At 35.1% G+C, this 25870-nt stretch carries 27 protein-coding genes; 13 read left to right on the forward strand and 14 right to left on the reverse strand.

Going from position 1 to position 25870, the window contains the following annotated elements; all coding sequences use genetic code 11:
• Nucleotides 1-41 precede the first annotated feature (41 nt).
• Complete coding sequence (locus BUC31_RS02600) at nt 42-491, forward strand: hypothetical protein (RefSeq protein ID WP_073240982.1); 450 nt, start codon at nt 42-44, stop codon at nt 489-491.
• A 56-nt stretch (nt 492-547) separates the two neighbouring features.
• Here BUC31_RS02600 and BUC31_RS02605 read toward each other — a convergent pair whose 3' ends face one another.
• The 4 genes from BUC31_RS02605 to BUC31_RS02620 form a co-directional block, all read right to left on the reverse strand.
• Nucleotides 548-2959 (reverse strand): TonB-dependent receptor plug domain-containing protein, encoded by a 2412-nt coding sequence (locus BUC31_RS02605; RefSeq protein WP_073243710.1) that lies wholly within the window; start codon nt 2957-2959, stop codon nt 548-550.
• Entirely contained in the window at nt 2952-3680 is a 729-nt protein-coding gene (gene recO, locus BUC31_RS02610; RefSeq protein ID WP_073240984.1) for a DNA repair protein RecO, read from the reverse strand. The genes BUC31_RS02605 and recO overlap by 8 nt, the downstream gene beginning before the upstream one ends.
• Before the next feature lie 121 nt (nt 3681-3801).
• Nucleotides 3802-5145: an NADP-specific glutamate dehydrogenase gene (gdhA, locus tag BUC31_RS02615; protein WP_073240986.1), complete on the reverse strand. Its 1344-nt coding sequence runs from the start codon at nt 5143-5145 to the stop codon at nt 3802-3804.
• A 160-nt stretch (nt 5146-5305) separates the two neighbouring features.
• Nucleotides 5306-6460 (reverse strand): cystathionine gamma-synthase, encoded by a 1155-nt coding sequence (locus BUC31_RS02620; protein WP_073240987.1) that lies wholly within the window; start codon nt 6458-6460, stop codon nt 5306-5308.
• 84 nt (nt 6461-6544) lie between these two features.
• Here BUC31_RS02620 and BUC31_RS02625 point away from each other — a divergent pair, with 84 nt between their 5' ends.
• A complete protein-coding gene (locus BUC31_RS02625; protein WP_073240989.1) occupies nt 6545-7288 on the forward strand; it encodes a DUF3298 and DUF4163 domain-containing protein in 744 nt (247 codons plus the stop codon).
• On the opposite strand, the gene BUC31_RS02630 is transcribed toward BUC31_RS02625, so the two are convergent.
• Nucleotides 7285-7746, reverse strand: a complete 462-nt coding sequence (locus BUC31_RS02630; RefSeq protein WP_073240991.1) for a DinB family protein — start codon at nt 7744-7746, stop codon at nt 7285-7287. The genes BUC31_RS02625 and BUC31_RS02630 overlap by 4 nt on opposite strands.
• Before the next feature lie 136 nt (nt 7747-7882).
• Between BUC31_RS02630 and BUC31_RS02635 the strand changes: the two genes are divergently transcribed.
• On the forward strand, nt 7883-8236 hold the full coding sequence (locus BUC31_RS02635) for an arsenate reductase family protein (protein WP_073240993.1): 354 nt from the start codon (nt 7883-7885) through the stop codon (nt 8234-8236).
• Nucleotides 8233-9135 (forward strand): DMT family transporter, encoded by a 903-nt coding sequence (locus BUC31_RS02640; RefSeq protein ID WP_073240995.1) that lies wholly within the window; start codon nt 8233-8235, stop codon nt 9133-9135. The genes BUC31_RS02635 and BUC31_RS02640 overlap by 4 nt, the downstream gene beginning before the upstream one ends.
• Here the strand turns inward: BUC31_RS02640 and BUC31_RS02645 are convergent.
• Nucleotides 9132-9749, reverse strand: a complete 618-nt coding sequence (locus BUC31_RS02645) for a GntR family transcriptional regulator (RefSeq protein ID WP_073240997.1) — start codon at nt 9747-9749, stop codon at nt 9132-9134. The two genes, BUC31_RS02640 and BUC31_RS02645, sit on opposite strands and share 4 nt — an antisense overlap.
• 106 nt (nt 9750-9855) lie before the next feature.
• Entirely contained in the window at nt 9856-10329 is a 474-nt protein-coding gene (locus tag BUC31_RS02650) for an acyl-CoA thioesterase (protein ID WP_073240999.1), read from the reverse strand.
• A gap of 122 nt (nt 10330-10451) precedes the next feature.
• Here BUC31_RS02650 and BUC31_RS02655 point away from each other — a divergent pair, with 122 nt between their 5' ends.
• From BUC31_RS02655 to trxA, 5 genes are all read left to right on the forward strand, one after another.
• On the forward strand, nt 10452-11426 hold the full coding sequence (locus BUC31_RS02655) for an NAD(P)H-dependent flavin oxidoreductase (RefSeq protein ID WP_073241001.1): 975 nt from the start codon (nt 10452-10454) through the stop codon (nt 11424-11426).
• A 24-nt stretch (nt 11427-11450) separates the two neighbouring features.
• Nucleotides 11451-12413 (forward strand): YheT family hydrolase, encoded by a 963-nt coding sequence (locus BUC31_RS02660; RefSeq protein WP_073241003.1) that lies wholly within the window; start codon nt 11451-11453, stop codon nt 12411-12413.
• Nucleotides 12414-12571: 158 nt separating this feature from the next.
• Nucleotides 12572-13051, forward strand: coding sequence for a c-type cytochrome (locus BUC31_RS02665; protein WP_073241004.1), 480 nt, complete (start codon nt 12572-12574; stop codon nt 13049-13051).
• A 137-nt stretch (nt 13052-13188) separates the two neighbouring features.
• Nucleotides 13189-13878, forward strand: a complete 690-nt coding sequence (locus tag BUC31_RS02670) for a DsbA family oxidoreductase (protein WP_073241006.1) — start codon at nt 13189-13191, stop codon at nt 13876-13878.
• A gap of 45 nt (nt 13879-13923) precedes the next feature.
• Nucleotides 13924-14220 (forward strand): thioredoxin, encoded by a 297-nt coding sequence (gene trxA / locus BUC31_RS02675; protein ID WP_073241008.1) that lies wholly within the window; start codon nt 13924-13926, stop codon nt 14218-14220.
• Here trxA and BUC31_RS02680 read toward each other — a convergent pair.
• The gene (locus BUC31_RS02680) at nt 14217-15320 is read right to left on the reverse strand and encodes a lactonase family protein (protein ID WP_073241010.1); all 1104 of its coding nucleotides are present in this window, start codon (nt 15318-15320) and stop codon (nt 14217-14219) included. The two genes, trxA and BUC31_RS02680, sit on opposite strands and share 4 nt — an antisense overlap.
• A 162-nt stretch (nt 15321-15482) precedes the next feature.
• On the opposite strand from BUC31_RS02680, the gene BUC31_RS02685 reads away from it, so the two are divergent.
• The gene (locus BUC31_RS02685) at nt 15483-15755 is read left to right on the forward strand and encodes a hypothetical protein (RefSeq protein WP_073241011.1); all 273 of its coding nucleotides are present in this window, start codon (nt 15483-15485) and stop codon (nt 15753-15755) included.
• A gap of 24 nt (nt 15756-15779) precedes the next feature.
• On the opposite strand, the gene BUC31_RS02690 is transcribed toward BUC31_RS02685, so the two are convergent.
• Complete coding sequence (locus BUC31_RS02690; RefSeq protein WP_073241013.1) at nt 15780-17405, reverse strand: SulP family inorganic anion transporter; 1626 nt, start codon at nt 17403-17405, stop codon at nt 15780-15782.
• Nucleotides 17406-17488: 83 nt separating this feature from the next.
• Nucleotides 17489-18463, reverse strand: coding sequence for a phytanoyl-CoA dioxygenase family protein (locus BUC31_RS02695; protein WP_073241014.1), 975 nt, complete (start codon nt 18461-18463; stop codon nt 17489-17491).
• Nucleotides 18464-18608: 145 nt separating this feature from the next.
• Here BUC31_RS02695 and BUC31_RS02700 point away from each other — a divergent pair, with 145 nt between their 5' ends.
• Nucleotides 18609-19457, forward strand: a complete 849-nt coding sequence (locus BUC31_RS02700) for a helix-turn-helix domain-containing protein (protein WP_073241016.1) — start codon at nt 18609-18611, stop codon at nt 19455-19457.
• Nucleotides 19458-19582: 125 nt separating this feature from the next.
• Nucleotides 19583-20110 (forward strand): DUF421 domain-containing protein, encoded by a 528-nt coding sequence (locus BUC31_RS02705; protein ID WP_073241018.1) that lies wholly within the window; start codon nt 19583-19585, stop codon nt 20108-20110.
• 52 nt (nt 20111-20162) lie between these two features.
• Here the strand turns inward: BUC31_RS02705 and BUC31_RS02710 are convergent, their stop codons facing one another.
• Nucleotides 20163-21077 carry a nicotinic acid mononucleotide adenyltransferase gene (locus tag BUC31_RS02710; protein WP_073241020.1) on the reverse strand — a complete coding sequence of 305 codons (915 nt, stop codon included), beginning with the start codon at nt 21075-21077 and terminating at the stop codon, nt 20163-20165.
• Nucleotides 21078-21187: 110 nt separating this feature from the next.
• On the opposite strand from BUC31_RS02710, the gene BUC31_RS02715 reads away from it, so the two are divergent.
• Nucleotides 21188-22189: an NAD(P)H-dependent glycerol-3-phosphate dehydrogenase gene (locus tag BUC31_RS02715; RefSeq protein WP_073241022.1), complete on the forward strand. Its 1002-nt coding sequence runs from the start codon at nt 21188-21190 to the stop codon at nt 22187-22189.
• Here BUC31_RS02715 and BUC31_RS02720 read toward each other — a convergent pair.
• The 3 genes from BUC31_RS02720 to BUC31_RS02730 form a co-directional block, all read right to left on the reverse strand.
• Nucleotides 22186-23853: a glycerol-3-phosphate dehydrogenase/oxidase gene (locus BUC31_RS02720; RefSeq protein ID WP_073241024.1), complete on the reverse strand. Its 1668-nt coding sequence runs from the start codon at nt 23851-23853 to the stop codon at nt 22186-22188. The genes BUC31_RS02715 and BUC31_RS02720 overlap by 4 nt on opposite strands.
• Nucleotides 23854-23992: 139 nt before the next feature.
• On the reverse strand, nt 23993-25483 hold the full coding sequence (gene glpK, locus BUC31_RS02725) for a glycerol kinase GlpK (protein ID WP_073241026.1): 1491 nt from the start codon (nt 25481-25483) through the stop codon (nt 23993-23995).
• Nucleotides 25484-25561: 78 nt separating this feature from the next.
• Nucleotides 25562-25870 carry an antibiotic biosynthesis monooxygenase family protein gene (locus tag BUC31_RS02730; protein ID WP_073241028.1) on the reverse strand — a complete coding sequence of 103 codons (309 nt, stop codon included), beginning with the start codon at nt 25868-25870 and terminating at the stop codon, nt 25562-25564.

The raw sequence follows: 25870 nt of genomic DNA on the forward strand, positions 1-25870 counted from the left end.
CGTATATTACCACGAACAATTAACCATTTAAGTTTACACAAATGAAAAAAGTAATTTTAGGATCATTAGCAATTTTAGCACTTAGTTTATCTGTTTCTTGTAGAGATGCAGCTGATAAAGCTAAAGCAGCAACAGATGAAGCAGGAGCTGCATTAGAAAATGCTGGTGACGATTTAAAAGAAGCTGGCGAAGGTGCAATCGACGCTGCCAAAGAAGCAGGACAAGAAGGTATGGATGCTGCTAAAGAAGCTGGCGAAGGCGCAATGGATGCTGCTGGTGATGCTGCTGATTCAGTAAAAGAAGCTGGTCAAGAAGGTATTGATGCTGCTAAGAAAGCTGGTGAAGATACTATGGATGCCGCTAAAAAAGCAGGTCAAGATGGTGTTGATGCTGCAAAAGAAGCTGGTAATAACGTAAAAGATGCTGCTAATGATGCAGCTGACAAAGCAGCTCAAAAAGCTGAAGATGTAAAAAATGCGGTTAAACACTAACAATAACCATTTTTTTATAATTTTAAAAGACCCGTTAATACCGGGTCTTTTTTCATTTAAAAATGATACCCAACACCAAGAATAATATTTAACCCTGGCGCAACTATACCAGACGAATATGTTCTATACCGTTGATCAGTTAAATTCTCTAAACTAGCGGTTACCTTAAACCTGTTGGTTACATCATATTGAGAACGAAAATTTAAAGTATACCAAGATGGTGCAAACGGATTTCCGTTTTCATCTGTTGCATAAATATACTCTTTAGACTGTTCTGAAACTGCAAGATCATCATACGCTATTTCTCCATTATAATTCAAGAACAAATCTGTTCGTAGTCTTTGATTTTTCCATACAATGTGGAAATCCCCAAAAGTAGGTGCTGCATGACGTGCGGGAGTTTCAGAACCATCATCTTCCTCTTCCACACCTTCCGTAAACGTTATGTTAGAAGATAAAGACCATTGTTCTGTCAAATAGGCTTCCAATCCAAATTCAAAACCATACACATAAGCTTTAGCGGCATTTTGAATTGCCTGCACATTACTTAACTCGCCACCATATTCAATTTCAGAAACTCCATTATAACTAAAATCTCTACGCACCAAAGCGTCTACTAAATACGTGTAATATGCAGCACCCTTCAATATGATCTTATCATTGATATTTCGCTGAATACCTATTTCGGCATTATACGCATACTCTGGCTCTAAATCAGGATTTGGCACGACCACCGACCCTGGTTCAGAATCAAAAATTTTACCGACATCATCTATATTTGGAGCTCTAAACCCTGTGGAACCATTTAAAGTAAGTTGAAGATTCGCTCTAGGGAACCAACTAAAACCTATACTTCCCGTTAATGCCCCTGTACTTAAATCTGCGGTTTCAAACGGAAATTCAAAAAAAGTATCATCAAATACAACATCTACCCATACATGGCTATATCGTAACCCGGACATAATCGTGAAATTTGGTTTGGCTTTATATTCGCCATTTACATACCCAGCTAAGCTTTGCCAAGTTGAACCATCTGGGTAGCGTGAGGCAGCATCGGTTTTTTCGTCAGTACTAATATTTAAATCAAAACCATTTGATCTTACTTTATTATATATATACTCGGTACCATAATACAGCCTAAAATCTCCAATCTTTTTATTCTCAAGGTCAATATTAAAGTTTACTGCATCTACTTTTTCTTTGGTTGTGTTTCTTATCGCATCTTGAAAATCTCTATTAATTCTACTTTCTTCAAAATGCTGATATGCCAACCCTAGTTTTAAACCATCATATACTTTTCCGTTTCCTTTTTTCTGTACTTGCGCATTCCCCATAAACCACTTCTGTGGCCCGTAGTACCATTCTGCAGAACGCAAGCCTAAACCATCACTTGTAGGTCTAATTAAACGATCATATCTAGAATAATTAGATGTTTCGGTGTAATAGGCTCCTAAATTCAAATCCCATTTTGCATTGGGTTTAAACAGAAATTTTTGCATGAAATTTATCTGATCATAACCTGTGGGAACTTGTTTCTTTGGAGAATCATTTTCTACCAACTCATCAATACCGTTTACTGTTTTTACGTATGTATTTCTTAAATATGAATCTGGTCCATGAGAACCCATTCTTAAATCTTGAAAATTATTATACGACATACTGGTAAGTGAAGACCATGTTTTTTTACCTAGGTTAATATCTGCATGTACCGTATTCTCCATATTAGCAGATGCAAATCTATAATTGGCATTACCGTGTACCAAAAGGCTATCATTCTGCGATAACATAGGTTTTTTAGTGTAAAAGTTCATAACACCACCTATTGCATCACTACCATATATAACCGAACCCGGACCGAAAATAACCTCCGTATTCTTAATAGTGAAGGGATCAACAGATATCACATTTTGCACATTACCACCTCTAAATATGGCGTTGTTCATTCTTACCCCATCAACAGATAGTAGCAATCTATTTGTTGCAAAACCACGGATCATAGGGCTACCACCACCCATTTGGCTTTTTTGCACGAATACTTTACCGCTATTTTGAAGTAAATCTGCAGCAGTTTGTGGTGCAGAAAAAGCAATCGACCTTGCATCTAAAGAAATTATTCTATTGGGTATGTCTCTTTTTTGCTGCTCCCATTTAGAAACGGACATAACCACTTCATCTAATTGCTGAGCCTTCATAATCAAATAAGCGCTATTACCTTGTCTTTGCAATTGCAGCTTAGTGGTTTTAAATTCTTGATAACCAATATGCTTTAGTGTGATGCGCTCTTTACTGGTAAATACAGAAGCATTAAACACCCCATCGAAGTTAGATAGCGCAATCTTCGATTTATCTTTATTGTATACGGCCACATTGGAAATCTCTTCACCACTATCGGCATCTAGCACGATAATTTCTTGAGCATTACCAAAACAACAACATAAAAAAAGTGCTATAAATAGATATTTATACATATGTATTAAAAACATCATTTAAAACGGCAAGCGACTTTGGTTTTCTAAATCCTTGTAAATGCAATTCAAAATAAAGGATTAAAGACTTCAGTAATTCTTGGCGATTATTTTTTTTCATCTTCACGGTATGCATTGCATCAAAATTTGTGCCCAATAAGGTCTTGAAATAATAAATATTCTCTCCTCTTAACATTGGGTTCAACGATTCAACAGCAGCAAACTCCCCTTCTAACAAATCAAAATAGGGCTTATCTATCTGATATACATCTGGATAAAAACCTAAAAAGCGTGTCAATGACAACATAAAATAGAGATGAAAATTAGCCACATCTTTATGCATATCTAGCCATTGTAATGAAGCTTCTAGAAACTGGAACAAATCTTCATTTCTCTCTTCTTCTCGTATGCTATTGCCCAACAACTCTGCTAAAAACAAGGTCATTGCATTTTTAGCCATGTCTGCATATAAAGTTTGATAGTGATAAAAAACTTTTGCTTCTTTCAGTGTCTCTAATGTGCCTTTGTTCTTATGGTTTGCAACAATCTCTAATTGAGTTAAGGGCTGAAAATAAGCGGTTTTTAATTTACCTTTCTTTGAAGATAACACTCCTCTCAATAAATACGATTTAATTCCGTCTGATGCTGTAAAGGCTTTAACAATAAGACTTGTATCGCCATATTTAATTGCAGAAAATATTATAGCCTTTGTGGTTACCTGCATATTAGAACATCTATTTCAACAAAGATAGTTGATTGAAGCTTGGTGACAACCTTGCATAAAAAAATGCGAGACCCTAAAAATAGCGTCTCGCATTATATGTTTATTATGGTAAACTTAAGTTCTAGATAACACCCTGTGCTAACATGGCATCGGCAACCTTAACGAAACCAGCAATGTTGGCTCCTTTTACATAGTTACAGAAACCATCTTCTTCTTTACCGTATTCGATACAAGAATCGTGAATGTCTTCCATAATATCTTTTAAACGCTCATCAACCTCTTCACGTGTCCAGCTAATTCTTAATGAATTCTGAGACATTTCTAAACCTGAAGTTGCAACACCACCTGCATTTGAAGCTTTACCTGGTGCAAACAATATTTTTGCGTTATTAAATTCATGAACAGCATCTGTATCACAAGGCATGTTAGCACCTTCTGCAACACACATACATCCATTTTTCAATAGATTTTTAGCATCTTGTTGATTTAGCTCATTTTGGGTAGCGCATGGTAATGCAATATCACATTTTACTTCCCAAGGTGTTTTTCCTTTATGAAATTCTGCAGAAGCATATTTATCCGCATACTCAGAAATACGTCCTCTTCTATTATTCTTAAGATCCATTACAAAGGCAAGCTTCTCATCGTTCAAGCCATCTTTGTCATAGATATAACCACTAGAATCTGAAAGTGTTACCACTTTAGCCCCTAATAAAATTGCTTTTTCAGCTGCATACTGAGCAACATTTCCTGACCCAGAAATTACTACTGTTTTGCCTTCAAAAGTTTCGTTTTTTGTCTTTAGCATACTTTGTGCAAAATACACAGTACCGTAACCTGTAGCTTCTGGTCTAATTTTAGAACCACCCCAAGAAAGACCTTTACCAGTTAATACCCCGGTAAACTCATTACGTATCTTTTTGTACATGCCAAAAAGAAAACCTATTTCACGAGCACCAACACCTATATCACCGGCAGGCACATCTGTATTAGGACCTATATGTCTATTTAATTCTAACATGAAGGCATGGCAAAAACGCATTACCTCATCATCAGATTTTCCTTTTGGATCAAAATCAGAACCACCTTTACCACCACCCATTGGCAATGTTGTAAGACTGTTCTTAAATACTTGCTCAAAAGCCAAGAATTTTAAGATACTCGCATTTACGGTTGGGTGAAAACGCAATCCACCTTTATAAGGACCTATTGCTGAGTTCATTTGTATTCTATACCCACGGTTTACATGAATTTCACCTGCATCATCAACCCACGCTACCCTAAATGAAATTAAACGTTCTGGTTCTACCATTCTTAAAAGAATGTTCTTACCATTATATATGTCTTGATTTGCAATATATGGTATAACCGTTTCTGCAACTTCTTGCACCGCTTGTATGAATTCTGGTTCGTGACCATTTCTGGCAATAACCTCATCCATAAATGCTTTTATTTTATTCTCCATAAAGCCTTTTAAACTTATTTAAATTATTGATTTCAAAGTATAACGTCAAAATTATGCTATTTGTGTAATTTGATAGCTTATTTTTTTAAAAATCGATAAAAATTGTTGTTTTGACAACAAACTACCTATTCTTGCTACATTTAATTTAACATTTGGTCAATTATTCTATCGCTTGTTCTAAATCTGCTATTAAATCATCAACATCCTCTATACCAACACTTAATCTAATCAACGAATCAACCACTCCGCTTCTAAGTCGCTCTTCTTTCGGAATACTTGCATGTGTCATACTTGCAGGGTGACCGGCTAAACTTTCTACGCCTCCTAAAGACTCTGCCAATGTAAATACCCGTAGCTTTTCTACAATCTTTATGGCATCGTCATAACTACCGCCTTTGGGTACAAATGAAATCATACCTCCAAAATCTTTCATCTGCTCTTTTGCGATATGATGATTAGGATGGTCTTTAAAACCTGGCCAGTAGACTTTTTCGATTTTAGGATTGCTTTTAAGGTATTCTGCAATCGCCCTACCATTTTCACAATGGCGTTGCATACGTACGTGCAGTGTTTTTATTCCTCTCAAGACCAAAAAACTATCCATAGGTCCACAAACGGCACCACTGGCATTTTGTATAAAATAAAGTTTATCGGCTAATTCTTTGTCTTTCACTACTAACGCTCCTACAACCGTATCGCTATGACCACCAAGATATTTGGTTGCTGAATGCATTACAATATCTGCCCCCAGTTCTAACGGTAATTGCAAATAAGGGGTAGCAAAAGTATTATCTACTGCTAACATTATATCTGTACCTTTAGTTAAGGCAGCTACTGCTTTTATATCTATAATATTCATCATTGGGTTGGTAGGCGTTTCTACCCAAATCAGCTTTGTTTTAGAATTGATTTTATCACGTACAGCATCAGCACCTTGCATACCTACAAAATGAAAAACGACACCAAACTTTTCAAATATCTTTTTGAATATTCTATAAGTCCCTCCATAAAGGTCATCTGTTGAAATTACTTCATCACCTGGAGCCAATAGTTTAATAACAGCATCAATAGCAGCAAGACCACTACCAAAGGCTAAACCAAATTCACCACCTTCTATGCTTGCCAATGAATTTTCTAAAGCTGTTCTTGTTGGGTTGGCACTTCTAGAATATTGATAACCTTTATGACCACCAGGTGTAGTTTGGGCATACGTTGATGTTTGATATATAGGCGGCATAACAGCACCATACGCTTCATCTGGTTGTTGACCACCATGTATGGTTTTCGTATTAAACTTTAGATTTTTAGAAGCCATATTCAAGTATTTATAACACAAATGTATTGTTATCTTTCGGGGAATACAATGAAGCTGTATTTTTACATTAAATCTAATCTCTCCATGAAATCTAAGCTTACCTGCCTACTCATTTGCTTTTTATTTATTGCCTGTAATAATAAGGATACCCTTTCTTTTGAACCATTGACAATCGCTACTGATTCTTGTGAGAATTGCACCTCTGTTCGCATAGAAATACCTGAAGCAACCGGCAAAACAAAATTAAGTAAGACCATTAACGCTGCCTTAGAAGGTGAAATCATTGCTTTATTGAATTTTGATGAGGAGAGTAATGCACAAAACCTTGAAGAAGCCAAAGAAGCTTTTTTATATGATTATGAAGAACTCAACGGGAAATTCCCTGAAGAATCTATGCCTTGGGAAGCAACTATTGAAGGAAACATTGCTTTCGAAAACGAAAATATTATTACAATTAAATTAGAATCTTACATCTATACCGGTGGAGCACATGGTTATGGCACCAACCGGTTTTTAAATTTTGATAAAATTAGTGGCAAAGAGTTATATCAAGAAGATTTATTCAACAATTTAGATGAATTTAAAACCTATGCCGAGACACTTTTTAGACAGCAAGAAAACATACCTGCAGAAGGCTCAATAAACAATACTGGTTTCATGTTCGAAACTGAGAATTTCTATTTGCCTGACAATTTAGGATATACCGAAACCGGACTCCTACTTTTCTATGAACCCTATGAAATAGCATCTTTTGCAGATGGCCCAATTACGCTAACCATACCTTACCTGGAAGCAAATAGTTTTTTAAAGTACCCGAAAAAACCTTAAGCTAATTGCTTTAACAATAGCATAATTTGCCCAAGATGTAACCCTTCGTGTAACAAATTAAATACTATCGCATCATCAACATTCTTAAGTGTAACCCTTGCACTGGTTTTATACTCGTTGAATGATTGAAAAAGTGCAGTATCATAATCTTCAATAAGCCATTCTGCCGTAGAAATTAAAAAATCTGCTACCATCATCATCTCTTCTTCTGTTGCTGTGCCATCTGGCACGGTACCTTTACTAAATTTGGCAACCAAATCATTAGGTATACGCATTTGTAATCCGCTTAACTTGTAGATAAGAACTTGTTGTGTTGCTACCGTATGTGCTATATTCCAATACACATTATTATTGAAACCTGCTGGTATTTCAAGAAGCTTTTCTTTAGGTGTCTTTGTTAATATCGCATGCAAATTTTTACGATTTTGCAACATAATCTCAAATATATTCTCAGTCATCATTTTACATTTTATGCATTGTAAAAATAGCACAATTAATGATATTTAGGTTTCTTTGTATTTCTAATGCCAACATCGAATACTGGTGTTTTTTCTTTCGGAAGGATAAAAAGCATCATCCTCAGCACTCAAAATCATGAAAAAAATATACCATTTAAGCACTTGTTCTACTTGCCAACGTATTATCAAAGAACTACAACCACTCACAGGTTTTGAACTACAAGACATTAAAACAACTCCTATAACCAACTCTCAACTAGAACAAATGCATAGTCTTTCTCATAGCTATGAAGATTTGTTCAGTAAAAGAGCTGTTTTATACCGAGAGCGAAACCTTAAAGAGCAAAATCTTTCAGAAGAGAATTTTAAAGAGTTGATACTAGAACAATACACCTTCTTAAAACGACCTGTAATTATTGTTGATGACCATATTTTTATAGGAAACAGCAAGAAAGTGGTAGAAGCCGCTAAAACGGCAATTCACTCGTGAACAAAAGACTTCTAGCCATACTCGCTGCTATTGGGGCAACTACCATTTATGGTGTCAACCATACTATTGCAAAAGGTATTATGCCACATTACGTACAACCTTTTGGGTTTATTATTCTTAGAGTTCTAGGTGCTGCAATTCTGTTTTGGTTGATTTCACCTTTAGGACCAAAAGAACGTATTGACCGCAAAGATTATCTTCGTATGTTGGTTTGTGCCCTATTAGGTATGGCTTTAAACATGCTGGTGTTTTTCAAAGGTCTTTCACTCTCTACACCAATAAATAGTGCTGTTCTAATTACCACCACACCCATTGTAGTATTAATTCTGTCAGCAGTAATTTTAAAAGAAAAAATATCAGGAAGAAAAATAATCGGAATCACTATCGGATTACTTGGTGCCCTAGGCTTAATCTTGTTCAGTACCGAAGTAAGACAAGATGCCCCAAATATTCCACTAGGTAATTTTTTAATTTTCTTGAACTCAATGTTCTATGGGTCTTATTTAGTTCTTGTGAAGGTGCTGATTAGTAAATATCATCCATTTACATTTATGAAATGGCTATTCTCTTTAGGTGTGCTTATATGCCTCCCTTTTGGATATGAAGAATTTATGGAAATTTCATGGAACACTTTGCCATTTGAAGCTTATTTCGGTATTGGATTTGTAATTCTCGGAACCACATTCTGTACCTACCTATTCAATATTTTTGCGCTGACACAACTTAAGGCCTCAACTCTAAGTGCCTTTGTATATGTACAACCATTAGTTGGTATTACTTATGCCGTATTTACAGGCCAAGACACTATTACTACAGTGAAAATTATTGCAGCTTGTTTTGTATTAGTCGGTGTATATCTTTCTAGCAAAAGACCTAAGAGACAACTGCAAGAGAATTAAATATGTGATTGTTTTGCGTTTTCTAAATTCTTCGACAATACTTCAAAAGCCTTTATTTCATCGCGGTGATGCATAGCAGAAACTAAATCAAGATGTTCTTGCAATATTACATTCAAAGATCTGTTCAGCCCCACAAGATCCATAAAAGACAGTATTTTGGCTGACTTATACATTTCATATAATGTTCTATTACCACAATTCTTTACGATATATTCGTGAAAATATCGATCTATTTTATAGAACACATATCCGTTTTTAGGTCCATTTTCAAATGGAACTAACAAATTTCTTAAATCGTCAATTTTAGATTGCGGCGCGTTGCGTGTAAATAATTTTACCGCCATAGTTTCTAAAGCTATTCTACAATCAAACATTTCAGCTATTTCTTGCTCACACAATTCTCTAACAGAAAGACCATTATCTAAACTGCCTACTAGAAGACTCTCTTGTTTTAATTGTAACAACACCACTGGCACAGTATTGTCTTTAATACTTAAAGTGTGTGATAGCCTATGCTCAGTAATAAGTTGCCCCGGCACCAACTTTTTGGTAACAATCAACTTTTTTACTTTACCGTATGTATCTTGAAATATTTCTTCCGGTAGGCTAACCATTAAGTAAATATATTATTATCAGTTATTTATCACTCAACAGCCAAAGGGGGAGTACGACTGTAATTTATTGCATCTTTTAAAAATAAAGTTTTTAACACTACAATTCCTATAAATTTTTGGGAATTTTCAAAAACTCTCTCGTATGCTCTTTTGTCAGCACTCTAAAGCCTTCTCCTTTTTCTAAATCACTGAATTTGCTCATCAATTCTTCTGCCAATCCTGTTAGCTTTCTTGACTCTAAACTTATCCATGATCCCATCATTTCACAACGAGCTATATTTTCTCCTTTGTGATTATAAAAATTATGGTGGAACTCAAAAAATTTACCATCTTCACTTAGTCCCATAATCTCTAAAGAAACTTTAACTTGATTACCGAGAAAAGCTTCTTTAAAGTAATACATATGCTCATAAAATGCTACAGGTCCTATTTTATAAATAACCATTGTCTTTTGATCAAAGCCTTGCTCCATTAAAAAAGCCATTCTAGTATGGCTCATAAGGTTCACATATGCCGAATTTGCTAAATGTCGATTTGCATCTATATCACTCCACCGTACTTCAAAATCCTTAGTATACATTTTAATAATTTTTGTTATGCATGCATAATACCTTATAAAAATAGCATAGTTTTGAAATGTAGGAACTAAAAAACATCGTTTTTTATAGTTATTTTTAAATCACGTTCAAAATTCACATTACTATGTCAAATAAACCCGCTTTCATTAAAGAGTTATCATTGCCTGCAGTTGCAGCCCCAATGTTTTTAATTTCTGGACCACAATTGGTTATTGAATGTTGTAAAAATGGCATTGTTGGCACATTCCCTGCATTGAACCAACGCACCAGTGAAGGTTTTGAAGAATGGCTTATTGAAATAAAATCTGCCCTAAAGAACTTTGAAGAAGAGACAGGTAAAAAAGCTGCTCCGTTTGGCGTAAACTTAATTGTACACGCCACAAACCCAAGATTAGAAGCAGATGTAAAATTATGTGTGAAGCACAAAGTACCCTTGATCATCACTTCTTTAGGTGCCGTTTCTCAAGTGGTAGATGCTATACATAGTTATGGCGGACTGGTATTTCACGATATTATAAAAAAACGGCATGCCGAAAAAGCCGCTGAAGCTGGTGTAGACGGGTTAATTCTCGTTGCTGCAGGTGCCGGTGGTCATGCAGGTACTATTAACCCAATGCCTTTAGTTGCTGAAATAAAGAAATTTTACCATAAAACTATTCTTCTCTCCGGATGCATAAGTACAGGTAGAGATATTGCATCTGCCCTTCAAATGGGTGCAGATTTAGCTTATATGGGCACAAGATTTATTAACACCAACGAAAGTAAAGCCACACCTGAATATCGACAAATGATTATTGATGCAGGTGCTAGTGATGTGGTATATACTGCTTCAATTTCTGGTGTACATGCCAACTTTCTAGGCGCTAGTCTAAAAGCTGCAGGTATTACAGAAGAAGACCTTAAAAAAGATGTAAAAATAGATTTTGGCAAAGAAATGAATACCGAGGCCAAAGCTTGGAAAACAATTTGGTCTGCGGGGCAAGGTTCTGCCCTTATTGATGATTCTATTCCGGTTACTGAATTGGTATCACATTTAAAAACAGAATTTAAAGATGCTATAGAAGAACAAATGAAGGTTCTAGAAACATATCCGAAGTAAATAAAAACTTTAGCTTTCAAATACATGCCTTTACTTGACTCTACATATAATCCACCATTATTTTTTAAGAACGGGCATCTATCTACCATATATTCTGGGTTAGTTAGAAAAGTAGCAGATTTAAAGCAAATACGAATTCGTATAACATTACCTGATTCTGATTTTTTAGATACGGACTGGAGCTATGCATCATCTCCTACCAACAAATTAGTTATTATAATTCATGGATTAGAAGGCAGTTCTAAGCGAGCTTATATGAAAGGCAGCGCAAAAAACTTGACTGAATCTGGATATGATATTTGCGCCATAAACCTCAGAGGGTGTAGTGGTTCTGAAAACAAATTGTTTCGCTCTTACCACTCTGGAGCCACCGAAGATTTACATGCTGTTGTAGAACATGTTTTAGAATTAGATAAATACCAAAATGTTTACTTACACGGCTTTAGCCTTGGCGGTAACCTTCTTCTAAAATACTTAGGCGAAAAACGTGAATTACCTACTGAAATTAAAGGTGCAGTTGCTATTTCCGTACCCTGTCAATTAGCAGATTCACTCCATCAATTATTACAGTTTAAGAACGCATTATATGCTAAAAGGTTTAAAGGGAATCTTCTTTTAAAATTAAAACAGAAACAACAATCATTTCCTGACCTTATCTCAGATTCCGATATTGAAAACATTAAAACTCTTAAAGATTTTGATGATTTTTATACGAGTAAAGCTCATGGGTTTACAGACGCGATGGATTATTATGCCAAAAGTAGTAGTCTTCAATTTTTAGAAAATATTTCTGTTCCAACTTTAATTATCAATGCCTTAAATGATTCTTTTTTAGGCTCGGAATGTTACCCAATAGAAATTGCCAAACACCACAGAAATTTATTTCTAGAAATGCCAAAATATGGTGGTCATGTTGGTTTTTATGGTAACAACAACTTAACTTATGCAGAGAGGCGCACGTTAGAGTTCTTAGATAATATAGCCTAAGGTGAGAGCATAAATATAAAATAGGCCACGCAATTTGTTACTTACTTAAATTAATTGGTTAAAAACTTAGCTCGATACGTATTAAAACATACTTCGACCCACAAAAATTCATATATTAGTTGCTCAATTTACAGACAACATTTAAAAGACAGTAACGTATGCGCAAATTATTCACTTTATTAGCTCTGAGCACAATGATTATTAGTTGTGGTGAGAAAAAAGAAGAGAAAAAAGAAGGTTTTGAAATGAACAGAACCAAAAAAGAAGTTAAAAAAGAAACGGCAAGTGAAGGCGTGCCAGTTGATTTAGATAACAAAGGTGTTGGTCCAATAACCAGTGTTACTTTTGATGAGACAGTAAACGAAGAAATGGCCGCTGCAGGTAAGGAAAAATTTCAAGCAATTTGTACTGCTTGCCATATGGCAGAGCAACGTATGATCGGGCCGGCATTGAAAGGTGTTTACGAGCGTAGAAGTCCAGAATGGGTAATGAACATGATTATCAACCCAGATAGAATGTTGAAAGAAGATCCTATTGCAAAGGCATTGTTGAAAGAATATAGCAATGCAATTATGCTTAATCAGAATTTAAACGAAGAGGATGCTCGTAACTTAGCAGAATATTTACGTACGCTATAAAGTTAAACGCCAACCTAATACCGAAAACCCTTTCATATTCATGAAAGGGTTTTCTTTTTTATCAAACGCTCTATTTGACTTTAAAAAGTATGTTTTCACTACATTTTACGACCAAATGGGTATTAAATGATTGATATATGCAAAACAATAAAATAAAAATAGATATAGTTTCTGATGTTGCTTGCCCATGGTGTTATGTAGGTAAGAAAAGATTAGAGAAAGCGATAAAAGAATGGGATGGCGCCGAGATAGAAATTGAATGGCACCCGTTTCAATTAGACCCGAATATACCAAAGGAAGGTTTGGATAGAGATACTTATTTAACCAATAAATTTGGAAACTTAGAAGGTCCTCTTGAAATGACCAAACGTTTAGAAGAGAGCGGAAAAGAAGAAGGTATCAACTTTAATTTTGGTAAAGAATGGTTGGCAATTAACACCCTGCCATTGCATCAACTTTTACACGTTGCTGGCGAGGAAGGATTTAAAGATACCTTAAAAGAACGCTTAATGAGAGCCTATTTTGATGAGAATCTACATTTAAACGATGTTGATGTGCTAAGTACTATTATGGCCGAATATGATTGGTCGCCAGAAAAAACGAAAAATATTTTAAATGATGATGCAATTGCGTATTCTGTAAAGCAAGAAATAGCACATTACCAGCAACGCGGTGTTAATAGTGTGCCTTTCTTTATTATCAATGATAAATTTGGGATTAGCGGTGCTCAACCACCAGCAACATTTTTAGAAGCTTTTCAACAAGTGGCTCCACTAAAAATAATTGCTACAGGTGATAGTTGTGATCCATCAACAGGAATTTGCTAACTTAACATTAGCTAAAAATCATTATTAATTTATAAAACAAAAAATATGAAATCATCATTTTCTGATATCATAAAAGGGGACACTCCGGTTTTAGTAGACTTTTTTGCTGACTGGTGTGGACCATGTAAAACGCTAGCTCCTATTTTAAAAGATGTAAAAGGAGATTTAGGCGACGCTATTAAAATCGTAAAAATAGACGTAGATAAAAATCAAACATTGGCATCTCAATACCAAGTTAGAGGTGTACCAACTATGATTCTTTTTAAAGACGGAAAACAGGTTTGGAGACAATCTGGCGTAGTACCTAAAAATGACTTGATACAGATTATTAAATCTAATTAATAGAATTTTAAACATACTGGACTAGGCAGATCAACCTGGCTTACAAAACTTAGAGTGCCATTTTTTGCATCTCTATTAAAAACAACAATATTGTTGCTACGTTGATTTGCTACCAGTACGTATTTACCTGTAGGGTCAATGGTAAAGTTTCTTGGCCAATCGCCCTTTACAGACTCTCTACCTACTAATTCTAATTTTCCGGTAGTTTCATCTACCTTGAATATCACTACAGTATTCTCTCCTCTATTTGTACCATAAAGAAATTTGCCATCAGGTGATAAATGAATATCGGCGCAAAAACTCTCTCCTTCAAAATCTGATGCTACTGTATCATAGGTTTTCTTACCATAATACTTACCATCTTCTTTCTGAAACATTGTTATGGTAGCGTTTAATTCATTGATTACATAAAGAAATTCTGCATTATTAGAGGTTACAAAATGTCTAGGTCCAGCACCCTCTGCAACCACTAATTCTTTCTGATTACTTGCAACGAATTCCCCTTTCGACGGGCTATACTTTTTTATTCTGTCTAGACCCAAATCAGACACAATTAATTCTCCATTTAAGAAAGAAGACATATGTGCATGAGCTGTTTTAGTTGTATCTAAAACTTTATGATCTATAACCTGTGGAGATGGATTAAGATTCCCATTCTCTAAGGCGTTATATAATGCTACATTACCACCAGTATAATTGGCAACGGCAACTAATTTTCCATTATCGGCGACACCTACATAACATGGGTTGGCGCCATATGTAGATTGCATATCTATTTCTACAAGCGTCGTATCTTTTACTCTAAAAGTAGTAATAGAACCATCTTCCTTTTTAAAATCATCTACCTCACTTACCGCATACAATGAATTTTTATCTGGAGAGAACGCTATATAAGAAGGATTCTTGATTTTTGCAGCTATTGATTTTTTCACCAACTCACCCGTATCTAAATTTAAATTGAATCTATAGATACCTTCACTACCATTATCTGTATACGTTCCCACAAAGAGAACCTCTTCATTTTTTAATTCTTCCACCTTACAACTGTTTAAAAAAACCAACCCAATAATTGCGATAAGTAAACTGACTTTATTTTTCATTTTTCTAATGCTCTATTCTAAGAATCTTCCCAAATAAAATGAGAAAATTAAACCCTAGTATTTAGACCAATAAATGTATAAAAGAAATGCTCAAAAACTAAGATTAATTCAATTCTATGTAACAAAACCTTCAATTTTACTACATATAAGAAAGAGATGACGATGGGATACGGCGGACAACCAATGAAAGTAATAAAGGCAAATAGGGCGCTACTTAAAAAAAGTAGAAGCTTTAGAGATTTGCGCAAAGATTATCTAGACTACTCGCAAGAAACCAAATTACACTTTAAAGAACTTACCGATGTAGAGCGTAAAATAGTGCGTGATAAAATAAGAGCGCAAGTTAAAAAAGACAGCATACAAGAAATAGGAATCTATATTCTTTCCATTGCTATAGTTTTAGGAGCCTTCTATGCTATCTATTATTTTAGTTAACAACACGGGCAAAAATGTAGGTTCTTATAAACCCCAAAGATTAAACGGGTTTTTAGTTTCTGGACCTTTTGCTTTAGAAAGAGGCTTATTAACCATAACCTTATAGGTAGGATCTTCCATAACATTAACATCAATAATGTCTTCTGCATCATTTAAAAGGCTAATACAATCTTTACTTAAGTGCCTTAAGTGAACTTTCTTACCTTGACTAGCATATCGCTCTGTTATTCTATTTAAGGCCTCAATTGCCGACATATCTGAAACTTTACTTTCTGCAAAATCTATGATCACTTCATCTGGATCGTTTGCCACATCAAACTTTTCATTAAAAGCGGTTACAGAACCAAAGAATAAAGGTCCATAAATCTCATAATGCTTCACCCCTGCTTCATCTATGTATTTTCTAGCTCTAATTCTCTTAGCACTTTCCCAAGCAAATACCAAAGCTGAAATTATTACGCCTATCAATACAGCTAACGCTAAATTGTGTAAAATAACAGTGATTAAGGTAACCAATATCATTACAAAAATATCTGGTTTAGGCATTCTTTTCAAGGCCTTAAAACTTGCCCACTCAAATGTACCAACAGCAACCATTACCATAACACCAACCAATGCTGCTATTGGAACAAGTTCTATTACCGGTGCTCCAAACAATATGATTACCAATATCGTTAATGCTGCAATTATACCTGACAGCCTTGCTCTTGAACCTGCCGATAGGTTAACTAAGGTTTGTGCAATCATTGGGCAACCACCCATACCGCCAAAAAAACCATTTAATATATTTGCGCCTCCTTGTGCCAGGCACTCTCTATTACTATTTCCTTTGGTACCAGTAATCTCATCTACCAAGTTCAAGGTAAGCAAGCCTTCTGTAAGTCCAACCGCTGCCATTATCAATCCGTAAGGTAAAATAATTTTAAAGGCTTCTAATGTAAAGGGAATAGTTGGTATACGAAAAGAAGGTAATGACCCACTAAGCGACTTCAACGCTTCTCCTGGCAACGTATCTTGATTAATGATATCTACCACCTGTTTGGTTTCTATTTTTAAAAAATATACTACTAGAAACACTACAATGATCCCTATTAATGAAGCCGGAACCGCTTTAGTAAGTTTGGGAACAAAAACAATTATTGCAATAGTAAATAACACCAAGCCAACCATAGTATACAACGTAGTACCTGTTAACCAAACTGCAGCATCGCCGACACCAACTTTAAATTGGTCCATTTGCGCCATAAAAATTATAATGGCCAAACCATTAACAAACCCAAACATAACGGGCTGAGGAACTAAACGAATAAATTTACCAAGCTTTAAAAAACCAACGATTAATTGAAAAACACCCGCCAAAGCAACTGCTGCAAAAACATATTCTAAACCGTGAGAATTCATTAATGCCATTAGTACTACTACGGTTGCACCAGCACCACCAGAGATCAACCCAGGTCTGCCGCCAAATATCGCCGTAACCAACCCCATAATAAAAGCACCATATAAACCTACTAATGGTGAAAATCCTGCAAGAATTGCAAACATCAGTGATTCTGGAATCATTGTCATTGCAACCGTTAACCCTGCTAAAATTTCATTTTTATAGTCTACTTTTTGTTTGAAATCGAATAAATTGAAAATCTTCACCATGTGCCTCTAACTTTAAAGGGCGCAAAAATAGTAATATTTACTGGCCTCACCACAAACCTATTGATTATTAACAAATTATCTATCTACCAGCTTGTTATGCCCAATAATTTCTCTCCTAACGGTGATAATTTAGCAGTATCATATTTAGTTTGCTCCCAATTACGCGGATCACCCGGAAATGCGTACCCCTCAGGTGCAATTCTATTCTTCCAAGAATTCACCCTCCAATTACGCATCTCTTCATTTTCTGGCTCAGCAGGCATCATAGAAATATACTGCGCTATTCGGACTTTATCTTTTGACTTATTTGGTCGAATACCGTGTGGTTCTGTACTATTAAAAATCAATAAATCACCAGCCTTCATTTTCACTTTTACAATTTCATCTTCTAAACCACCTAATGAAGGTTGAAAATGGTTTCGGTCTTCTGGTTGCGTTAATTTCCACGTATCGTAATTACGGTACAACCATGGTATACATTGAAATCCGCCCATATTCTCATCATCTTGATCTGCCAATGCTAAAACCCCTTGAACATTTTGTGGCTTGGTCTCTGGATCATAGTCCCAATGTATAAATCCTTTCTTATCTACTCCTGGTGGTAATGGAAAATTTAGATTTGCACGATCAATAGTCACCCATAATTTTTCTGTTCCCCACACATCTACAAAGGCATCATATACTTTTTGCGTTTGTCTATTGTTCCATAAATGTTGATGGTTATATACCTCAACCATTCCTGTACCGGTTAGTTCTTTCATTTGCATTTCTGCTCTTGGTGGTGCATACCATGTTGAAGAATTTGTCGGACTCTTTTCATCAAACTCCCAAAGAAAATCTGCTGTTTTTTTTGCTTGCTCTAACGGTACTGCATTTTTTATGACTATGTATCCGTTCTCTATCCAGAATATCCAATCTTCTTCGCTGAGTACACGAAGTGGTTTACCGTTAGATCTATCATTCAATTTTTGTTTACTGCTTGTTGCTGTTGATGGATTACCGGGTATATCTTTGTGCGCTTTATTACCTTGTTCTACATTATTATTTGCTTGCTGCATCGTATATAAATTTAAGTTGTTGAGTGATATAAAACTACTGAGCGCGAGGAACTTAAACTACCGTAATATTGACCATAATTTGAACGATATTGATTTTTAAGGCGCGTATAACTCAAATTATATGCAATTTTGTTACATTTAACATATGAAGATTGAATTAGAAACCATTGATCCTGAATCTAAAAGTCCGTTCAGACTTTTACATGACCCCAAACTGAGTCACCTTTTCTACTGGCATTTTCATCCAGAATATGAGCTGGTATATATTGAAGGTGCCAATGGAACTAGACATGTTGGTGACCATATTTCTGAATATGAAGAAACCGATTTGGTTCTTATAGGTTCTAACATACCACACCTAAATTTTGACTATGGTGTAAAAACAGTTTACCGCGAAGAAGTCTTACACATTAAGCCTTCTTTTAAGAGTGATTTTGTTGATCCAATTCCAGAGTTGCAAAGCTTAAATAGATTACTAGATCTTTCTAGATACGGAATCGCTTTTCACGGGGAAACTAAGAAAGTGGTGGGCAAATTATTAAAGGAACTTCACACCTTAAAACCTTTTGAATATTTTATGGCTATCATGAATATTCTTAAAAGGCTTTCTCAAAGCAATGAGTTCGAATTGTTACACAAAAAACCTTATAAGAATAGATATAGTAAAAAAGAACAGAGTAGAATTCGTGATATTTATGCTTTAATCGATGAACGTTATCAAGGTAAAATTTCGGTAGATGAAGTTGCTAAATTCTGTAATTTAACGAAACCTGCCTTTTGCCGATACTTTAAAAAAGCCACGGGTAGCACTTTTATAGAGTTCTTAAATCAATATCGCATAAGTCAATCTAAACGTTTATTACTTACCGGAAAAAACGTTAGTGAAACTTGTTTTGAATGCGGATTTGAAAGTCTATCATACTTCAATAGAACTTTTAAAAAAGTAACAGGAGAAAACCCTTCAGCATTTAAAAAGAGACTTCAACGCAATTAAATGAACTATGATTATATGCAAAAGAGGAAACATGTAACGTGAGACCTTTTTATTTTTAGCAGATCACAATACTACCTTTCATCAACAGATGATATTGGTAGTGTATAATCTCTAAAAATATACTCATGGAAATTTTTGACCCACTTTCGTTAAAAACCGTTTTACAAATTGTCGTTGCAGCAGTTTTCATCTATTTATATATGATGTTCATTACTCGAGTAACTGGTAAAAGAACATTTGCTAAAATGACAAGTTTTGATTTTGCAGTTACCATTGCCATGGGTTCTATTCTAGCCGATGCCGTAAACACACCTGAATCAAGTTTAATGCCCGCAATGGTCTCTATAGCATTGCTTGCTGGTTTACAAGCTTTATTCGCCAAGTTATTATCATCATCTGATGCCGCACAAAAAATAATAACCAACACACCTATTCTTCTAATGAAAAATGGTACAATTTTAAAAAAGAACCTAAATAAAGCATTGGTAAGTCAGGCAGATTTAATGGGAAAGCTTCGAGAAGCAAATGTTTTACAGTTGTCACAGGTAAAAGCTGTCATTTTTGAAACTACAGGCGATATATCAGTTCTTCACTCAGATAAACCTATTGACATTGATGCTGTTATTATGGAAGACGTAAAATCTGAAGCATAAAAAATGCCCTATTATAATTGAATAGAGCATTTTGAGACAATCAACTTAAAAACTATTTTGCCTTCTTTCGTTCTACATTCATTGTAGGGTTAGAAGATTTTATTCTTTTCTTGCTTTCTGAACCTTTGGCAGATTTCAAATACTCTTGGTATCCTCTACCTCTAAACTCATATGTTGTACCGCTATCTGGGTGATATAACTCTATAGTGCTATCGTTAATGACATATAACTCAAAGTAATCATTGCCCATAAAGTCATAATCTAAAGTCAATGTTTTTAATGAATTATCACCTTGTACGTCATATACCTGGTAATCACCTTCAAAATCCCACTGTAAATTAGAAACGTTCATATTCGGCGCATCTAAAGAAGATCTGAAAAAATTTGGTAAAAACTGCACATAATTTTCATTATCAAAATCATTTAAAGCACCTGTTTCACTAGTATAGATTTTCTCCCAAGCATCATATTCCTGTATGAAATAGTTGATATTATCATAAAACATCGTGTCATAATCGAAATTATTAATCTGATATCCTTTTAAATAATACGAGGTATCTGAATTTGCATCATACAACTCTATAGTATTATAATTAACCGCAAAAACTTCTAAAAACCAAGATCCGTCAATATCATGATTAATATCTACCGTACCTCTAAGCGTACCATAGGTACCTACATCTATACCATAACCACCACCAGTTTTACCGATGCCAACAATATTATTATTAGCATATAATACTCCGCGATCAAAGGACACTGTAAACGCTCTTTGTAAAAAAGGCACTTCACCATTACCACGCGTCGCATTAATATCTACATACCAAAGATCATAGCTTTGTAAAACTTGATTGGTATTAAAAGCCGACTCCTCTATAAAATCATCCTCAATAATTACTTCTGTATAACACGAAACCATTAAGGTGGCTAATAGGAAATATCCTGTAAGTAGTTTTATAGTTTTCATATGATTTCATTTAATAGGTTATTAACCATAAAACAATCTCTATGCCAAAATTTACACAAGACTGATACTAATCATATTATGAGCATATAAATTATTGGTAAATTTGCCCTATGAACAAGGATGCGAAATTTGCGGTTTTAGGCGGTGGAAGTTGGGCTACGGCTATTGTTAAAATGCTAACCAATAACCAAGAAGAAGTTGGTTGGTATATGCGTAATACAGATGCTATTGAGCATATTAAAACTCAAAAGCACAACCCTAACTACCTTACTTCAGTAGAGTTTAAGCCTGAGCAATTGATTTTAACGAATGATATTAACGAGGCTGTCAATTATGCCGATGTTTTAATTTTCGCTATCCCTTCTGCTTTTTTAGTGGGAGAATTAGAAAAACTGACCGTTTCATTAAAAGATAAAATAATTTTTTCTGCAATTAAAGGTATTGTACCTGAATCTGGATTAATAGTCGGGGAGCATTTTCATAATACTTATGAAATACCTTTTGATCATATTGGTGTTATTACTGGACCCTGCCATGCAGAAGAAGTTGCTATGGAGCGACTTTCTTATTTAACCATTGCTTGTGCAGATACAGAGAAGGCAAAATTGATTGCCAATAATCTCTCTAGCAATTACATTAAAACTAATATCAGTAAGGACATTATTGGTACAGAATATGCCGCCATGCTGAAAAACATCTATGCCATTGCAGCTGGTATTGCTCACGGATTGGGTTATGGTGATAATTTTCAGAGTGTATTAATGAGTAATGCCATTCGTGAAATGAAACGTTACACTAAGCGTATTCACAAATTAGACCGTAACATTAACAAGTCTGCCTATCTAGGTGATTTATTGGTTACCGGATACTCTGTATTTAGTCGTAATAGAATGTTTGGTAACATGATCGGAAAAGGCTACACTGTAAAAAGTGCACAGATGGAAATGAGTATGATTGCCGAAGGATATTACGCCGCAAAAAGTGCTTATAAAATAAAAGAGAACTTTACAAAAAAGGTCAAAACTCCTATTATTGACGCTGTTTATAAAATTCTCTATGAAAATAAGAATCCTAAAAAGGTGTTTCTTGATTTAACTGATAAGTTAGATTAACGCCTTTCTAAAGAAAAATCTGAATGCTCTTTTATTTCTGCGTTCAAAATTGATCTCCATTCTTCAATTTTAGTTTGATCTACATTAAATCTACTTTGGAACTCTTTTAATAAAGGTTCCATTAAAGTTCTAATGCTGTCTATATCGAAATAAAGTCTACCAGTTCTTCGAATGAAGAAATCCATTGGAGTTTGTACCATTTCATAATCAATACCAAAAGCTAATTCTGCTTTGGCTAAACGAACGTATTTATCTTCCTCTACAATACCTGCATAGGTTTCAAGAATGGTATCTGTTTGTTTTCCATAATTGGTCACCAAAAACCAAGCATCGTGCTTTGTAAATCCGTCTGCTTTAATTTGGTCAAACACCTCATCAATGTATTTTGTTACATGCTTGAATTTTTTGAAATCGACATTTCCACATAAAAATATTTTCTCTGTGTAGCATTCTTTGAGTTCGGTATCATGCTCCTCTTCCATTTTCTTAGCAATACGATCCACTACTCTTTCTGCCATTTTACGATAGCCTGTAAGTTTACCACCTGCAATACTGATTAAACCCGTATCTGATACAAAAATCTCATCTTTTCTTGATAATTCTGAAGCAGATTTACCTTCTTCATGAATTAACGGTCTTAATCCGGCCCAGGAGGAAACAATATCTTCTAACTCCAAATTAATGGCAGGAAACATATTATTCACCGCAGAAATCAAATAAATGGCATCTGCAAGATCTGTTCTTACATTGTCTTTATTATCATTAAAGTTGGTATCTGTTGTACCTACATAAGTAATTTTACCTCTTGGTATGGCAAACATCATTCTGCCATCTGGTATATCAAAATAGCAAGATTGTTTCACTGGCAATTTTTCGTAAGGAAAAACCAAGTGAACCCCTTTGGTTAAATGAAGTTGTTTTCCTTTTTTAGAATTATTTAGGCTTCGCAATTCATCTACCCACGGACCAGCGGCACTGATTACGTATTTAGATTTAATGGTAAATTCTTTGCCCGTAACCGTATCTATTGCCTTAACACCGGCAATTTTCTCGTTGTCATACACAAACTCATTTACCTTTGCATAATTTAATGCCTGTGCACCAAATAAAAGACTGGTTTTTATATTTTCAATTGTTAAACGGGCATCATCTGTTCTATATTCAGCATAATAACCTGCACCGTTCAGAATCTTTTTCGGTAATAAAGGCTCCAATTTCATGGCTTCCTTTTTTTCTAGCATTTTTCGCTTATCATCTCCTGAAACCTGAGCTAGAATATCATATACTTTAAGACCAATAGATGTTAACCATTTACCGTAAGAACCATTTTCTATTAACGGTAATAACATTTTTTCTGGCAGTACTAAATGAGGAGCCAATTTATGTACAATGGCGCGCTCAGACCCTACTTCTTTCACCAACCAAAAATCGAATTGTTTCAAGTAGCGAAGTCCACCATGTATCAGTTTGGTAGATTTGCTACTTGTACCAGAAGCAAAATCTCCTTTTTCTAATAAGGCTACTTTTAACCCACGTGATGCTGCATCTAGGGCGATACCACCACCTGTAATTCCACCACCGATTACCACTAAATCAAAATCTTCGGATTCTAAGTTATCTATCGTTTTTTGGCGTTCTAAATTGGTAAATTTTATATTTTTCATCAGTAGATGTATTTTAACTTTTAAGCGGATATTTTGGTCGTAACTTAAGTAAAACCTAACATCCCTAAACAAAGATATAGCTAGTTATATGCTATTCTATGCTCTATAAAATTAATAAATTGTAAAATTGATTAATAGGCTATTCCTCTTCTTCCCAACCTTTTGATCTCTCAACTGCCTTTTGCCATTTTTTGTACAGACGCTTTCTTTTTACACGGTCAAAAGTTGGCTTAAAAATCCGGTCCATTGGTCGGTTTTGATCAATATCAGATTGTTGCCAGAAACCTACTTGAATACCAGCTAAGAAAGCAGCCCCCATAGCGGTAGATTCAATAATTTCAGGTCGGTGAACTTCAGAATCTAAAATATCTGCCTGAAATTGCATTAAATGATTATTTGCACATGCACCACCATCAACTCGTAAGTTCTTTAGCTGAATGCCTGAATCATCTTCCATAGCCTTTAAAATGTCTTTTGTTTGGTAAGCCAATGCTTCTAAGGTCGCCTTTGCCAAATGTGCTTTACCTGTATCTCTTGTTAAACCGAAAACGGCTCCTCTAGCATACATATCCCAATACGGTGCACCTAGACCTGCAAAAGCCGGTACAACATAAACGGGATTCTCACCCTCTATTGAATTTGCCAAGTCTTCTGTTTCTTTGGCATCTTTAATAAGTTCTAAACCATCTCGCAACCACTGTATCGCCGCACCAGCAATAAAAATACTACCTTCTAGGGCATAATTAACTTTACCATCTATACCGTAAGCTATAGTAGTTAATAGTCCGTTTTTAGAAAATTGTGGTTTCTCACCAGTATTCATTAACATGAAGCAACCAGTACCGTAGGTATTTTTTGCAGATCCTTTCTTAAAACAAGCTTGACCAAATAATGCCGCTTGTTGATCACCTGCTATACCTGCTATAGGAATTTTTACTCCGTCAATTTCATAATCTCCAAAATTCGCTGCAGATGGTTTTACTTCTGGCAGCATGGTTTTAGGTATATCTAATGCCTTCAACATTTTATCGTCCCACTTTAGATTTACGATATCATAAATCATGGTACGCGATGCATTGGTATAATCTGTTACGTGGTTGTGATCTTTCGTCATGTTCCAAACTAACCAAGTATCAATGGTGCCCATCAATAAATCGCCTGCTTGAGCTTTCTTCTTGGCTCCTTCAACATTATCGAGAATCCATTTTACTTTAGTACCCGAAAAATAAGAATCAATAACCAAACCTGTAGTTGTCTTTACATGCTCTGTGAGTCCAATTTTTTTCAAATGCTCACAAATATCTGCCGTACGTTTGTCTTGCCACACAATGGCATTATAAACAGGTTCTCCCGTATTTTTATCCCAAACTACGGTAGTTTCTCTTTGGTTGGTAATACCTATACCTACAATTTCTGAGGGTTTCACTTTTTTCTGCTCTAAAAGTTCTTTTAAAACCCCCATCTGAGAAGCTAAAATTTCTTTTGGATCATGCTCTACCCAACCCGATTTAGGAAAAATCTGTTTGAATTCTTTTTGTACCATTCCTTGAATGGTACCATCATGGTCTATTAATAAAGCCCTAGAGCTCGTTGTACCCTGATCTAATGATATTATAAATTGCCTTGACATGTGCTTTAAGTTATTTCTCTAAATATAGCGGAAATAAAAATTAATGCAAAGCAGCGAATATCGAAGCGATGTGAAGAATTATGTGCCTCTGTTAAAACTATATTCTCGTTCTACTAAACAAATACGAACAGTATAAGAATTGTACCAATCTGATATACCTTTTTTCTGAGCTAATAAATGGTCTGCTTGCTGTTTCCAATCATGAATTGCATTTAGACTTTCCCAATAACTTACGGTTATTCCTATTTCTTGGCGCGCACTTTCAATACCAATATAGCCAGATTGTTTTTTTGCCAATTGCTCCATGAAATCTGCCATATCGCCATAACCATCATCACCTGCAGTTCTCGTAGAAGTAAAAATAACGGCGTAATAAGGCTTCTTCAT

Source organism: Maribacter aquivivus, from assembly GCF_900142175.1.
Taxonomy (GTDB): domain Bacteria; phylum Bacteroidota; class Bacteroidia; order Flavobacteriales; family Flavobacteriaceae; genus Maribacter; species Maribacter aquivivus.

Bases quoted from the DNA above. Each gene is read 5' to 3' on its own strand.
- BUC31_RS02600 (WP_073240982.1), top strand. From the start codon at position 42: ATGAAAAAAGTAATTTTAGGATCATTAGCAATTTTAGCACTTAGTTTA.
- BUC31_RS02605 (WP_073243710.1), bottom strand. From the start codon at position 2,959: ATGTATAAATATCTATTTATAGCACTTTTTTTATGTTGTTGTTTTGGT.
- recO (WP_073240984.1), bottom strand. From the start codon at position 3,680: ATGCAGGTAACCACAAAGGCTATAATATTTTCTGCAATTAAATATGGC.
- gdhA (WP_073240986.1), bottom strand. From the start codon at position 5,145: ATGGAGAATAAAATAAAAGCATTTATGGATGAGGTTATTGCCAGAAAT.
- BUC31_RS02620 (WP_073240987.1), bottom strand. From the start codon at position 6,460: ATGGCTTCTAAAAATCTAAAGTTTAATACGAAAACCATACATGGTGGT.
- BUC31_RS02625 (WP_073240989.1), top strand. From the start codon at position 6,545: ATGAAATCTAAGCTTACCTGCCTACTCATTTGCTTTTTATTTATTGCC.
- BUC31_RS02630 (WP_073240991.1), bottom strand. From the start codon at position 7,746: ATGACTGAGAATATATTTGAGATTATGTTGCAAAATCGTAAAAATTTG.
- BUC31_RS02635 (WP_073240993.1), top strand. From the start codon at position 7,883: ATGAAAAAAATATACCATTTAAGCACTTGTTCTACTTGCCAACGTATT.
- BUC31_RS02645 (WP_073240997.1), bottom strand. From the start codon at position 9,749: ATGGTTAGCCTACCGGAAGAAATATTTCAAGATACATACGGTAAAGTA.
- BUC31_RS02650 (WP_073240999.1), bottom strand. From the start codon at position 10,329: ATGTATACTAAGGATTTTGAAGTACGGTGGAGTGATATAGATGCAAAT.
- BUC31_RS02655 (WP_073241001.1), top strand. From the start codon at position 10,452: ATGTCAAATAAACCCGCTTTCATTAAAGAGTTATCATTGCCTGCAGTT.
- BUC31_RS02660 (WP_073241003.1), top strand. From the start codon at position 11,451: ATGCCTTTACTTGACTCTACATATAATCCACCATTATTTTTTAAGAAC.
- BUC31_RS02665 (WP_073241004.1), top strand. From the start codon at position 12,572: ATGCGCAAATTATTCACTTTATTAGCTCTGAGCACAATGATTATTAGT.
- BUC31_RS02670 (WP_073241006.1), top strand. From the start codon at position 13,189: ATGCAAAACAATAAAATAAAAATAGATATAGTTTCTGATGTTGCTTGC.
- trxA (WP_073241008.1), top strand. From the start codon at position 13,924: ATGAAATCATCATTTTCTGATATCATAAAAGGGGACACTCCGGTTTTA.
- BUC31_RS02680 (WP_073241010.1), bottom strand. From the start codon at position 15,320: ATGAAAAATAAAGTCAGTTTACTTATCGCAATTATTGGGTTGGTTTTT.
- BUC31_RS02685 (WP_073241011.1), top strand. From the start codon at position 15,483: ATGGGATACGGCGGACAACCAATGAAAGTAATAAAGGCAAATAGGGCG.
- BUC31_RS02690 (WP_073241013.1), bottom strand. From the start codon at position 17,405: ATGGTGAAGATTTTCAATTTATTCGATTTCAAACAAAAAGTAGACTAT.
- BUC31_RS02695 (WP_073241014.1), bottom strand. From the start codon at position 18,463: ATGCAGCAAGCAAATAATAATGTAGAACAAGGTAATAAAGCGCACAAA.
- BUC31_RS02700 (WP_073241016.1), top strand. From the start codon at position 18,609: ATGAAGATTGAATTAGAAACCATTGATCCTGAATCTAAAAGTCCGTTC.
- BUC31_RS02705 (WP_073241018.1), top strand. From the start codon at position 19,583: ATGGAAATTTTTGACCCACTTTCGTTAAAAACCGTTTTACAAATTGTC.
- BUC31_RS02710 (WP_073241020.1), bottom strand. From the start codon at position 21,077: ATGAAAACTATAAAACTACTTACAGGATATTTCCTATTAGCCACCTTA.
- BUC31_RS02715 (WP_073241022.1), top strand. From the start codon at position 21,188: ATGAACAAGGATGCGAAATTTGCGGTTTTAGGCGGTGGAAGTTGGGCT.
- BUC31_RS02720 (WP_073241024.1), bottom strand. From the start codon at position 23,853: ATGAAAAATATAAAATTTACCAATTTAGAACGCCAAAAAACGATAGAT.
- glpK (WP_073241026.1), bottom strand. From the start codon at position 25,483: ATGTCAAGGCAATTTATAATATCATTAGATCAGGGTACAACGAGCTCT.
- BUC31_RS02730 (WP_073241028.1), bottom strand. From the start codon at position 25,870: ATGAAGAAGCCTTATTACGCCGTTATTTTTACTTCTACGAGAACTGCA.